The organism is Pseudoalteromonas sp. OF7H-1, assembly GCF_022347825.1.
GTDB lineage: Bacteria > Pseudomonadota > Gammaproteobacteria > Enterobacterales > Alteromonadaceae > Pseudoalteromonas > Pseudoalteromonas maricaloris.
Window position 1 is genome coordinate 238,567 of sequence record NZ_JAKRFX010000004.1, and the last position, 13,508, is coordinate 252,074.

8 protein-coding genes are annotated in these 13,508 nt (G+C 43.7%); 6 read left to right on the plus strand and 2 right to left on the minus strand.

Annotated features, from left to right (window positions below):
* Positions 1–18: 18 nt before the first annotated feature.
* A complete protein-coding gene (locus MHN30_RS07110; protein ID WP_130165483.1) occupies positions 19–1,224 on the minus strand; it encodes an aspartate aminotransferase family protein in 1,206 nt (401 codons plus the stop codon).
* A gap of 184 nt (positions 1,225–1,408) precedes the next feature.
* Between MHN30_RS07110 and MHN30_RS07115 the strand changes: the two genes are divergently transcribed.
* Positions 1,409–1,837 carry an Lrp/AsnC family transcriptional regulator gene (locus tag MHN30_RS07115; protein ID WP_010372995.1) on the plus strand — a complete coding sequence of 143 codons (429 nt, stop codon included), beginning with the start codon at positions 1,409–1,411 and terminating at the stop codon, positions 1,835–1,837.
* Between the two features lie 136 nt (positions 1,838–1,973).
* On the opposite strand, the gene MHN30_RS07120 is transcribed toward MHN30_RS07115, so the two are convergent.
* Complete coding sequence (locus MHN30_RS07120; RefSeq protein ID WP_239359067.1) at positions 1,974–3,875, minus strand: EAL domain-containing protein; 1,902 nt, start codon at positions 3,873–3,875, stop codon at positions 1,974–1,976.
* A 580-nt stretch (positions 3,876–4,455) separates the two neighbouring features.
* Here MHN30_RS07120 and MHN30_RS07125 point away from each other — a divergent pair.
* Genes MHN30_RS07125 through MHN30_RS07145 form a run of 5 tightly spaced genes read left to right on the plus strand, consistent with a single transcriptional unit; the run spans position 4,456 to position 13,505 of the window.
* Entirely contained in the window at positions 4,456–4,755 is a 300-nt protein-coding gene (locus MHN30_RS07125; protein ID WP_010372991.1) for an isoamylase early set domain-containing protein, read from the plus strand.
* Between the two features lie 8 nt (positions 4,756–4,763).
* A complete protein-coding gene (malQ, locus tag MHN30_RS07130; protein ID WP_130165485.1) occupies positions 4,764–6,743 on the plus strand; it encodes a 4-alpha-glucanotransferase in 1,980 nt (659 codons plus the stop codon).
* Positions 6,744–8,984 carry a 1,4-alpha-glucan branching protein GlgB gene (gene glgB, locus MHN30_RS07135; protein ID WP_130165486.1) on the plus strand — a complete coding sequence of 747 codons (2,241 nt, stop codon included), beginning with the start codon at positions 6,744–6,746 and terminating at the stop codon, positions 8,982–8,984.
* The gene (glgX, locus tag MHN30_RS07140) at positions 8,978–11,029 is read left to right on the plus strand and encodes a glycogen debranching protein GlgX (RefSeq protein WP_130165487.1); all 2,052 of its coding nucleotides are present in this window, start codon (positions 8,978–8,980) and stop codon (positions 11,027–11,029) included. The genes glgB and glgX overlap by 7 nt, the downstream gene beginning before the upstream one ends.
* Positions 11,022–13,505, plus strand: a complete 2,484-nt coding sequence (locus tag MHN30_RS07145) for a glycogen/starch/alpha-glucan phosphorylase (RefSeq protein ID WP_039495153.1) — start codon at positions 11,022–11,024, stop codon at positions 13,503–13,505. The genes glgX and MHN30_RS07145 overlap by 8 nt, the downstream gene beginning before the upstream one ends.
* The last annotated feature ends 3 nt before the right edge of the window (positions 13,506–13,508 follow it).

The window sequence follows — 13,508 nt, forward strand, 5'->3', positions numbered from 1 at the left end:
ACCGAGGTCCCCAGCTCCTTAGCCGTTTACTACTGCAGCAACCGCTTGTTCAAAGCGTGCTAGACCTTCTTGGATCTCTTCATCAGTGATCACAAGAGAAGGCGTAAAACGAACTACGTTAGTGCCAGCAACTAACGACATTAAACCGTGCTCTGCACTTGCTACCAGGAAGTCGCGTGCACGGCCTTCAAATTTATCATTGAGTACTGCACCAAGAAGAAGACCTTTACCGCGCACTTCAGAAAATACATTGTATTTGTCGTTAATAGCATTTAGGCCATCTCTGAATAGTTGTTCTTTGGTTTTTACGCCAGCTAACACCGATTCTGTATTTACTGTGTCAAATGCAGCTTCCGCTACCGCGCAGGCTAGTGGATTACCACCATAAGTTGAGCCATGGGTGCCTACTTTAAGGTGAGCTGCAATTTCAGTGGTAGTAAGCATCGCGCCAATCGGGAAACCGCCACCTAGTGCTTTTGCGCTAGTTAGGATATCAGGTGTTACACCCAGTCCTTGATAAGCATATAGATCACCAGTTCGGCCAACACCCGTTTGTACTTCATCAAAAATAAGTAGCGCGTTGTGCTTATCACATAGTTCGCGCACAGCTTGGACAAACTCAGCATTTGGAGAAATGATCCCGCCTTCACCTTGAAGCGGTTCCATCATGACTGCGCAAGTGTTGTCTGAGATTGTTTTTTCAAATGCAGCTAAATCGTTATAGTCGATATGAGTGATATCAGCAGGTTTTGGACCAAAACCATCAGAATAGGCTGCTTGACCACCAACCGTTACCGTGAAGAAAGTACGACCATGGAAGCCTTTGTTGAATGCGATAATTTGCGTTTTTTCTGCACCAAATTTATCCAGTGCCCAACGACGCGCAAGTTTAAGTGCCGCTTCGTTTGCTTCAGCGCCTGAGTTTGCGAAATAGACTTTTTCTGCGAACGTTGCATCAGTTAACTTTTTGGCAAGGCGAAGCGCAGGCTCGTTGGTCATCACATTTGATAAGTGCCAAATTTTTTCGCCTTGCTCTTTAAGTGCAGAGACGAGCGCAGGGTGACAATGGCCTAGACAGTTTACGGCGATACCGCCTGCAAAATCGATGAACTCTTTACCTGTCTGATCCCATACGCGAGAGCCTTGGCCTTTAACAGGAATAACGGCTGACGGGTTGTAGTTTGGAACCATGACTTCATCGAATAATTCGCGATTTGCTTGCATGACGCTTTCTCCTAAATTGTTATCATTGTGCGGTATTACTGTCGGGCAGAAGCTGATTACTTGTTGTTCTGCTCACAGCCAACTTGCTATTTCTTCATTATTACGCGCTTTTGTAATAATTTGCAGTGCAATAATTCACATATTTGCTATCATTTATGTCAAATTAACATGGTTAAATTGCAAAATGATTAGTTCACAAGATGAAAAGCTCATTGCACTGTTGCGTAACAATGCACGAGAGAGCATCTCTGAGTTGGCACGTAAGTTAGACCTATCCAGAACCACAGTACAAAATCGTATCGCAAAATTAGAGCAAAATGGCGTAATTAAAGGCTATCGCGTAGAGTTCGCGGAGCAGTATATGGACGATTTAGTATCGGCACACGTTTCTATTAAAGTAAAACAAAAACTCACGACAAAGGCGAATTTAGCATTGCAGCAGTTGCCAAATGTTTCTGCGCTTTATGCCATTAGTGGGGAATATGACTTGATTGCTATTGTTGAAGCACAGAGTTTGGAGCAGTTGAGTCATCTGCTGGATGAAATCGGTAATTTAGAGGGGATTGAGCGTACCAACTCGTCGGTTATCCTAGAAACCAAATTTAAGCGATAAATAACCTTACCTAGTCTGGATAAATACTGTGGGCGTTCATCACGATCCGCCAAGCACCCACTTTTAGCATAATAGGTTGCCTAGCGTGGAAGGTGCAGTATATAGCTCTCTTTTTTCGCTTAACTATTAACAGCAGCTACCCAACTTGCTCTGGTAACCAAATGCTGGTGCCGGTGGCTGCGATATGATTCACATTGCCATTTAGCACTTTGCTACCTACATTATTTGAGCTTTCAGGCCGGCTAACTAAATACCCCTGTACACAGCTAATTCCTAAGTTTTTAACTAGTTCAAATTGTTCGGTTTGTTCAACGCCCTCGGCAACAATCTTTAATTCTAACTGTTGTCCAAGTTCGCTGATGGAATTGAGGATCTTACGATACTTAGGGTTGCTATTGGCTTGAGTGATAAACAGTTTATCGATTTTTATTACATCTATAGGTAAATCGGCGAGGGTGCTTAGTGAGCTAAAACCTGTGCCAAAGTCGTCAATCGCGACACTTATTCCTGCATCTCGGCATTGTTGTAATTGTGAAATCGTTTCATTGCTGGCCTTTATAAGAGTGGACTCCGTGATCTCCAACATCAAAGCGGTGGCTGGTAAGCCGGTTTTTTCTAGGGCAGCATTTACCCATTCAAAGACCCTTCTGTGTTTTAACTGTATTCCAGAAACATTAACCGAGATTTTTACCTTTTTCATCCCTGCATTATGCCATGCACACATTTGCCTACACGACTCAAGTAGGATCCAATCACCAAGCTCTAAAATTAAATTTGACTCTTCTGCAATTGGAATAAATTCGGCTGGTGGAATTTGTCCTTCTATTGGGTGGTTCCAACGAATAAGCGCCTCAAAATAGTCGATAGCACAATCTTCAACATGCACTATTGGTTGGAATGACAGATAAAAGCTTTGCGCAGAGATAGCGAGTCGTAACTCTTCTAGGAGGTAGTGATAACGTCGCATTTTCGACCCCATTTCGGGGGAATAAACTTTAAAAATTCCACGACCATCCGTTTTTGCTCTATACATGGCAACATCAGCCATCTGCAATAACGAGTTCGGAGTTGCTGCACTATCTGGGTATACCGCGATACCGATACTTGCTCCAATTTTGACAAGCTTATTGCCAAGCAAGAAATCACGCTCTATATCACTAAGAATGGACTGGGCGATTTCTGTGCACAAACTTGGATTGTTTAATTTGGGAATAAATAGCGAAAATTCATCGCCGCCGAGTCTTGAAAGGTTTTGTTCAAGGCTATGAATAGGGTGGCGATCTTCTAAACCATATTGGCGAACCACTTTTGAGAGCCGAGCAGCAACTTGGATCAGAATTTCGTCGCCAAAACTGTGGCCAAATGAATCATTAACTTGTTTAAAGCCGTCCAAATCAATAAATAGCAGGCCACATTTTTGTTGCGCCAACTCAGCTTGCTTTAACTTTGCCTCAATATGGTCAATATATGCATGTCTATCTATAAGCTTTGTGAGCTTGTCTTGAAAAATTTGAGACTCTGAATGGCGTTTTACGCGAGCAAGATGGCTAGACAAGTCGTGGATCGCGTGGCTGAGCTTGGCTAGAGAGGACTTATGATGTAGTGGCGCACTATCAACCTCTAGACGTGTCAATATTCCTCCAACGTCCTTATTCACCTCGCTAATATCTTCATCTTGATTACGGTAGCGGCGCTCTGATTTAAAAAGATACGCAACAATCGCGAGTAAAGTTGCAATTGAAATGAGAGTGATTGGAGAAGTAAATACGGCATACCAGACTGTATTTACATCCAGATATTTGGGTATTCCGAGTGTTGACTCTACCGCAACATAAGTGTGGTTTCCGTTTGCTGCAAAGTTCAAACCGTGCAGTAGTGGGGAATACCAAGGTGATACCATTGATACTGTAAGTTGCTCATTTAACGGGGTTGTAGCGATCAGCTCAAGCACGTGGGCCTTAAAAGACAGATGCAGCAATATGACAACAAATAATGTGCCCAGAAGTAGGGTACTTGTTAGTCTTATCGCGTTTGGCATGAATAGGCTTTCCTTAGTAATTCAGACTCTTGCATATTACGGAGTAATTGAATGCAGATGCGATCTTCATCGCAAAAAATGTAAACTGAAATTATAGTTGCTAACCTAGTTTTTTACACACTTTAGCATTCAGTTGCAAACTTCATCGTGCAAAAGTACTAAAAATTTCACTTTGCAGACTGCTTTATATGAGCGGGATCAATTATTAGTTAAATTCACTTTACATGATAACCATTCTTAACTAGCTTTCTTGTTGACTCTTAATGTGATTGGCTCAGTGATTGCAAGGAACTCATAGCAAACTGAAATCACTGCTTATCTGATTTAGATTGCGCCAAAGCGGTGCAAAATTGCACCAAATTTGTACTGTCATACAAACTCAATATTTGTTTGCTGTACTTAGGGCTGTTGATTTTTAAAGCGAACGGTGAGTTGCCAGCTAATTAAATTTTAATTTTGCAATTTAATTTCACTTAAATCTCAAGATGCTCGACATAAATCGTACACAGTTACCAGTCGTTTGCAGTATTAGCGTACGTCACTGTGAAATAAGGACTCACAAAAGGTAAACGGGGGTTATATGCTCACTAAACGGTTTTTCAAAACAAAAGACGAAGCAGAAATTACATTTTCATTTTCACACCCAGAAGCGAAAACGGTGGAACTTGCTGGTGATTTTAATGATTGGCAACCTGAGCCGATGAAATTCATCAAAAAAGACAGTGCGTTTAAGCTCAAACACCGTTTACCAACCGACAAAGATTACCACTTCAGATATTTGATTGATGGTGAAGTCTGGGACAACGATCATCAAGCAGATGATTATGTGCCCAACGGCTTTGGAGAAGACAACAGTGTTGTGTCCACAGCGAGAGCGTAACATTATAAATGGACAACATTGCTCAGCTTCTTTATCTCTATGGTATTGGTTATGAATACCATAAATACACGGGTGATCATGTGGTATTTGATCACCAAACTCGCCTACAGGCATTGCAGGAGTGCGGTGTTGATGTCAGCAATCTAGATGAAATAAATACGCTCAACTTTGAGTTGGATATTGCTAAGTGGTTAACGCCAGTTGAAGCCATTACTTTGGTTTGCAAAGAGATGCCAACTATTACGATAAGAGTGGATGCTGGCCTGCAAATTAACGAATTAACTGTGTCGATCCCTACATTGGGTTATTGCTGTGTTTGCGATCCAAACAATCAAGTAGCGATTGGGGATTACCGCTATCAAGATACACGTTATGTTCAACTTAAAGTGCCAATAAACGCGATTGAAGTCGGTTATCATAGCGCTGAGGTAATATTAAATGGTGCGCGGTTTGAGACAGAACTTTGGGTGACGCCTAGACAGTGCTATGACCCGATTGAACAACATAAAAAGCTCCTTGGATTGTCTATTCAGCTATATTCGTTAAAGCCTGCTGGCAGCAAGCTAAGTGCGGATTTTTATGAGCTAAAGCAATTAGTTGAGGCTAGCGCAGCTGAAGGGGTTGACTACATTTTGTTAAACCCACTGCATTTGTTGTTTGTTGATGAACCAGAAAAAGCCAGCCCGTACAGCCCAAATGACCGCCGCCTACTGCACCCTTTTTACATTTCTATCGAGCTTTTTTGTGAACAATTTGGCTTAGATGTGAGTGTGTTCGCCGGCTATTTAAACGTCTCAAAGAGTAACTTGAACGCGACATACCTTGATATGACCCACTGTATGGAAAGTAAGCTTAACGCGTTACGTTTTGCGTGGCAGTTATTGTGTGAACAAACTGGAGCGTGGCGTGCAGACTTTACTCGATTTTGCCAGGCTAAGCAGCAAGAGCTTAAGGCATTTGAGGACGATGACTTCGCTAAATTTTTGCAATGGCTTGCGTTTGAACAATTAACGCAATGCCAGTCTTCGGCACTGAATGCCGGTATGGCTGTAGGTTTAATCAATGATTTAGCCGTTGGTTGTGCTGACGGCTCCAGTGAATACAACAGCAATAAAAATTTGTATGCCGAACATGCTCGCGTGGGCGCGCCTCCAGACCCTTGGGCAGAGCTCGGTCAAAACTGGGGATTACCAGCGTTAAATCCCGTTAAGTTAAAAGCGCAGCGCTTTGCATTTTTTAAACAGCTGATCCAAGCGAACATCACCGGTGTTGGGGCATTAAGAATTGACCATGTGATGGGCCTAAGAAGGTTGTGGTGGTGCTTTTATCAAGATCAGCAGCAAACAGGTTGCTATGTATATTATCCATTTGAGTACCTTTTAGCGATCCTTAAAATTGAGTCTGTCAAACATCAAGTAATGATCATTGGTGAAGACTTAGGGGTTGTTCCAATCGAAATCAAAGAAGCAATGTCTGAGTCTCATATATACAGCAATATTCTTTTTTACTTCGAGAAGGATTATCACGGTCAGTTTTTAGCACCTACGCACTATAAGCACAATGCGTTACTCATGGTTGCTAACCATGACGTCCCGCCATTTTTTGGCTGGTGGAGCCATGATGACCTTAGGTTGAAACGCGAATATCAGTTATTGAGCGAACCCCAACTAACAAAAGCGGATGAAGAGCGAACATCCGAGCGAGAGAAGCTTTGTCATTGGCTTAGTCGCTATGGTGAGGTAAGTGTCAGCCTTGCGAGCGAAGCCCGTGATGTGTATCAGTCGCTTATCAATGTGCTCGCCAAGTCGCCTGCAAAAATGCTGACAATTCAGTTTGATGACCTCGACGAACAGAAGTTACCAGTGAACATTCCTGGTACTGACCAAGAGTATCCAAACTGGAGAAGGCGACTTAATCAGACATCAGCGGAAATTATTGCAAGTTCTCGGCCGCTGATCCGAGATGCGGTAACCAGCAGGAAAGAATAGATGAATACAAGAGCAAAAATAGAAGACGCCCAAGTAGATGACTACATCAGTCAATTAGCCGCTTTGGAAGCCGGTAAGTGTCGCGACCCATTTGCCTTTTTAGGGCTACACCAGCTAGATGCGAAGCGCTCAGTCGTGCGCTGTTTTATTCCTGGTGCGACAGAAGTTAAGGTGCTTACCAACAATAGCAGCTATGCGCTTGAACGGTTTCGCAAAAGTGCGCTATTTACATTAGATTTTAAAGCGGATGACATCAGCAAAGATTACCAGCTTGAAGTGCACTACCCAGAGCAAACCGTCACTGCGAGGGATGTATATAGTTTTGATAGTTGCTTGGCTGATGATGCTTTGTACTTATTCAATGAAGGAACACAAGCCCAAGCTTATTTGCATTTAGGAGCACATCAAGTAGAAATAGAGGGTGCAGTTGGGTTTCGATTTGGTGTTTGGGCGCCAAATGCGTTGTCTGTTTCTGTGATAGGTGAGTTTAACCATTGGCAGGCCGTGCAGCATCCAATGCGATTACATCCAGCCAGTGGTGTATGGGAGCTTTTTATTCCGGCTCTGGAGGTTGACTGCTGCTATAAATTTGCAATCACCACATTTGAGGGGGAGCGCATAGAAAAGGCCGACCCCTTTGCATTTAAAATGGAACAAGCTCCGGGCACGGCGAGTATAACTCAGGCTCGACCAGCCGCCTTCGCGTTGAGCCAAGCTGATCATGATAAAAAGGCGCTGCGTAATAAAATCAATGCACCCATTAGTATTTATGAGGTGCATTTGGGCTCTTGGAAACGCCGAGAGGAAGAAGGTAATCGCTATCTTACGTATCGAGAGTTAGCGGACGACCTTATCCCCTATGTAAAGGCACTGGGGTTTACTCATTTGCAACTGATGCCTATTAGTGAATATCCTTTTGATGGCTCCTGGGGTTACCAACCAGTGGGGTTATTCTCGCCAACCAGTCGCTTTGGTGGCGTGGAGGATTTTGCTTACTTCGTTGAGTGCTGTCATCGTGAAGAGCTCGGATTACTTATCGACTGGGTACCGGGACATTTCCCATCAGATCCTCATGGTTTACATAAATTTGATGGTACGCATTTATTTGAACATGCTGATAAGCGGCAAGGATTTCACCCAGATTGGAACACCTATATTTTTAACTACGACCGCGCTGAAGTAAAAAGCTTTTTGTTGTCGAATGCGATGTACTGGATAAAAGAATACACCATCGATGGATTACGAGTTGATGCCGTGGCATCGATGCTTTACTTGGATTACAGCCGTAAACAAGGGGAATGGGTGCCAAATCAATATGGCGGCCGTGAAAACCTAGGCGCAATAGAATGCCTCAAATCAGTCAATACCAAATGTTATGGCGTTGACGAAGGTATTATGATGGTCGCTGAAGAATCCACTGCTTGGCCCGGTGTTACCCGTAGTGTTGAACACGATGGTTTGGGTTTTGGTTATAAGTGGAATATGGGGTGGATGAATGACACGCTAAACTATATGTCCAAAGACCCAATTCATCGCAAGTACCATCACCATGAAATGACCTTTTCGATGGTGTATGCCTATTCTGAAAATTACATCTTGCCATTAAGTCACGATGAAGTGGTACATGGCAAAGGTGCGCTACTGAGCAAAATGCCAGGAGACGATTGGCAGCAATTCGCTAATTTACGTGCCTACTATGGCTTTATGTTTGCCCACCCAGGTAAAAAGTTGCTGTTTATGGGCGCCGAACTTGCCCCCCGAGAGGAGTGGGATCATAACCAACAACTCAACTGGAAGTTGCTTGAAAGTGAAGCGCATCAAGGCGTGTATAAGTGTGTCAAAGCGCTCAATACGACCTATAAATCAACGCCGCAATTATTCGAGTGCGATAACAAATCAACAGGATTTAATTGGATTGATGGTGGGAATGCGGAGCAAAGCATATTTAGTTTTGTACGCTATGGACGAGATGGTGTTACACCGCTGGTGGTGATCGCGAACTTTACGCCACAAACCCATTTTCAATTCCGCTTAGGCGTGCCGTCAGCGGGTGTGTATCAAGTTGTCTTAAACACGGATGACAAAGCATTTTGGGGGAGCGGCGTTGGAGTCGTTGCACATAAACAACAACTCATTGAATCGAAAAACATAGCAAGCCATGGCCTTGAGCAAAGTATCGATATAACCGTTCCGCCTTTGGCAACAGTGTATTTGCAGCTGATCTCTGGTGGCACATGCTAACCAGTTATCGCGGCGATCATCAATTATTGGGTGCAACGGCCAGTGATAAAGGCGTTAACTTTTGTGTTTATGCACCGAAAGCAAAACGCGTAACCCTGTGTCTGTTCGACAAAAGCGGCCATAGCGAAGTGAATCGGATAGGGATGTTTCGGCATGAGGGCGGAAATTGGTCACTGTTTATCGAGGGAGCACAAGTCGGAGACTTATATGGCTATCGGGTAGACGGGGAGTATAGTGCGGAAAAAGGGCTACTTTTCAATGCCAATAAGTTACTCTTAGACCCATATTGCCGCGACTTTTTCGGTGAGTTTACTTGGAGTGAACGGCATTTTTGCCATTTGCCAGTAGGCCATATAAACCCATCTGATAACGCCTGTGATATGCCAAAGAGTAAAGTGACGGCGATTGAGAAGTATCAAGGGAAGCGACCCAAGACTCCGTGGAGTAAAACGGTGATCTATGAATGCCATGTTAAAGGGGCAACTGTTAGGCACCCAGACATTCCAAGTAAACACCAAGGAAAATATTTAGGGATTGCTGAACAAACCTTTATTGAACACCTCAAGCATATTGGTGTTACTGCGATTGAGCTGCTACCTGTGCATGCGTTTATCAATGAGCAATTTCTTACGACCAAAGGACTAAAAAATTACTGGGGATATAACAGCCTCAACTTTTTTACGCCACACAAAAGTTATCTCGTTAACGGCGACATCAACGAATTTAAGGTAATGGTAGAGCGGCTCCATCAAGCCGGTATTGAGGTTATTTTGGATGTGGTGTTTAACCATACTGCGGAAGGTGGCTTGGATGGCCCGACAATAAGCTTTAAAGGGTTTGATAACCTGACTTATTACAGCACCTTGCCGAGTAAGCCCAATGTCTACATTAATGACACGGGTTGTGGAAACACAATGAATATCTCGAACCCTGTGGTATTAAGACTTGTCTTGGACAGCTTGCGCTATTGGGTGGAATACATGGGGGTGGACGGTTTTCGCTTTGATTTGGCGACGATCCTTGCTCGTCAAGCCTCGGGATTTTCAAATCAACATGCATTTTTGCAAGCGATCCATCAAGACCCAGTGCTTAGCAAAGTAAAACTGATTGCCGAGCCTTGGGATATTGGTCCTGGTGGGTATCAACTTGGACAATTTCCTTCTCCGTGGCGTGAGTGGAATGATAAATATCGAGATACCGTTAGGCGCTTCTGGCGTGGTGATGAGGGAGTATTGCCAGAGCTTGCGATGCGTATTCATGGCTCCAGTGACCTATTTGAACATAACTTACGGGGCCCTTTGAACTCCATAAATTTTCTTACCAGTCATGACGGCTTCTCATTGTTTGATTGGACGGCTTACGAGCATAAACACAATGAAGCAAACGGTGAGGCAAATAGAGACGGCCACAGTGAAAACTTTTCATTTAATTGTGGGGTAGAAGGGTTCAGTGCAGACCCTCAAATCAATGAATTGCGTCTCAGTATGCAGAAAAATGCATTACTCACTTTGTTTTTGTCCAAAGGGATCCCGATGATTTGCGCGGGAACCGAAATGGCACATACGCAAAGTGGCAACAATAATGCTTACTGCCAAGACAACTGCACTAGCTGGCTGGCATGGAAAAACCACCAGCAACACCATACTTTAACTTTTTTTATCCAAGATTTACTTGCGCTTCGTAAGCAATTTGCTGCGTTTTCTCACTCATTTTATGTCCATGACAGTGACAGTCGTTTTGCGGTGAATTGGTTTAATGAACAAGCAAAGCCGTTATCGCCTGAACAATGGCGAGAGCCGAGCCGCAAATGGTTGAGTTACACCATTACCGATCAGCAGTTAGGGCAAAGCTTATTGATAATTCTGAACGCCAGTGAAAGTGCATTGCAAATAAAGCTGCCATTTAGTGCATTTTCATCTCATTGGCAGCAAGCAATCACCACTGCGGTTGAGCCGCATCGACCAGAGTTAGATTCTTATTTACAGGTTCCAGCTAAGTCAGCATGGATATTTACATCAATCAAAGGGGATGAAAAGCATGGCTAATAAAAGTGCGCCAGTATGCGTGGTAAAACATTGGCAAGATGCACCAAAGATAGATGAAAACACCTTGAGTGATGATTTGACTCGTCACTTTTACTACACCTTAGGTCGCGACAAAGTAGGAGAGTCGCGACTGTATTTGTACCATGCATTAGCCTTGACTATTCGTGACCGATTAGTCGCCCGTTGCCGGGCAACCAAAGAGCACATTAAGAGTAAAAAGACGCGTAAAGCAGCCTATCTCTCGTTGGAATTTTTAATGGGTAGAGCACTGTCTAATGCGGTGTTAAATCTAGACTTAGAAGAACAAGTTCAAGCGGCATTACAAGAATACTGTACTGAGCTTGAAGAGGTCGCGCAGGCTGAACATGATGCAGGTCTTGGTAATGGTGGTTTAGGCCGTCTTGCAGCTTGTTTTTTGGATAGTTGTGCTTCATTAGCCCTTCCTGTTGTTGGTTACGGTTTGCGTTACGAATTTGGGATGTTTAACCAAACCTGTGAACAGGGTCACCAAGTAGAACAGCCAGATAACTGGCTCCGTGAAGGTCATCCATGGGAGCTTGCCGCACCAGAACAAGCCCGCAGAGTTAAGTTTTTTGGTCATGTTGAAGTACATACCGACAAAAATGGTAGGCAGCATCGTGAGTGGCTTGATACGCAAGATATTCTCGCCGTGCCTTACGACGTTCCTGTGCCTGGATATCGTAATGAGGTGGTAAACACATTAAGACTATGGAAATCAGAGGCAACCGATGAGTTTGACCTCAACGAATTTAATGCCGGTAGTTATTCAGAAGCGGTGGCTAAAAAGAATCTCGCTGAGCAGATAACGATGGTGCTGTACCCCAATGATGCCAGTGAAAATGGTAAAGAGTTGAGATTAAGGCAGCAGTACTTTTTATCCAGCGCGAGCTTGCAAGACGTGATCGCAACGTGGGTTGAGCAATACGGCGATGATTTTAGTGATTTTGCGGATTATCACGTATTCCAACTCAATGATACCCATCCAAGTATTGCCGTAGCTGAACTAATGCGTATTTTATTAGACGATTACGAGCTGGAGTGGGATGCCGCGTGGAAGATAACGACATCAACCATGGCATATACCAACCATACTTTATTGCCTGAAGCATTAGAGCGCTGGTCTGTGAGTTTATTTGAGCGCTTGTTACCAAGGTTGCTAGAAATTATCTATGAGATCAATGCCCGCTTTTTGTCGGAAGTTGCACTGAAATGGCCCGGTGATATCGAAAAGCAGCGCGCGCTGTCACTTATTGAGGAGTCTAGCCATCCTCAAATTCGCATGGCGTATCTTGCGATCGTAGGCAGTTATTCTGTCAATGGTGTTGCTGCGCTTCATACCGAGCTATTAAAAGCTGGCTTGTTTAACGATTTTTATCAACTGTGCCCAGAGAAGTTTAATAATAAAACGAATGGGGTGACGCCAAGACGCTGGTTATCGCACTGTAATCCAGAACTGGCGCAATTGATTAGCGATAAAATAGGCGACGGCTGGCAAGCTGATTTTTCTAAAATTAGTGAACTACGTCGTTTTTACGATAACCACGCCTTCCAAAAGCAGTGGTTAACAGTCAAACAAAACAACAAACAACGTCTTGCTGAGCTAATTGCCCATGAATGTCAGGTAGAGTTTGATCCAACTATGATGTTTGATGTTCAAGTCAAGCGTATTCATGAATACAAGCGTCAGCTACTTAACGTATTGCACGTTATCCATCTTTACGATCGGATCTGTCGTGGTGATGTGGCAGAGCTCGTTCCTCGTTGCGTACTGTTTGGAGGTAAGGCTGCACCCGGTTATTACATGGCGAAGAAGATCATTAAATTAATCAATAATGTTGCCAATGTTATCAACAATGACCCCGCGGCGAGGCCCTATCTTCGAGTGGCTTTCATGCCCAATTACAATGTCTCAAAAATGGAAGTGATTTGTCCTGCAACAGACTTATCAGAGCAAATTTCAACCGCAGGAAAAGAAGCGTCTGGCACAGGCAACATGAAGTTTATGATGAATGGTGCAATCACCATAGGCACCTTAGATGGTGCCAATATTGAAATACGAGAATGCGTTGGTGCAGACAACTTTTACTTATTTGGTGTAACTGCTGAACAAGCACAGCAAGTGCGCCAAAATTATCAGCCCCTTAAGATAATAGAAAGCAACAATGACCTTAAACGTGTTATGGCTTTGCTCGAAAGTGGGCACTTTAACCTATTTGAGCCTAATATCTTTGATGACGTAATTAACTCAATTAAGAGTAGTACCGATCCTTGGTTAGTGGCACAAGATTTTCCTTCCTATGTTGAGAGCCAGGAGCATGCGGCTCAAGCATACAAAGACAAGGAACATTGGCTGCGCATGAGTATTCTCAATACCGCAGCAAGTGGAAAATTTTCTAGCGATAGAACAATTCAAGATTACAGCGATGATATTTGGCGCTTGAGCCCAATGCAGTAGTCA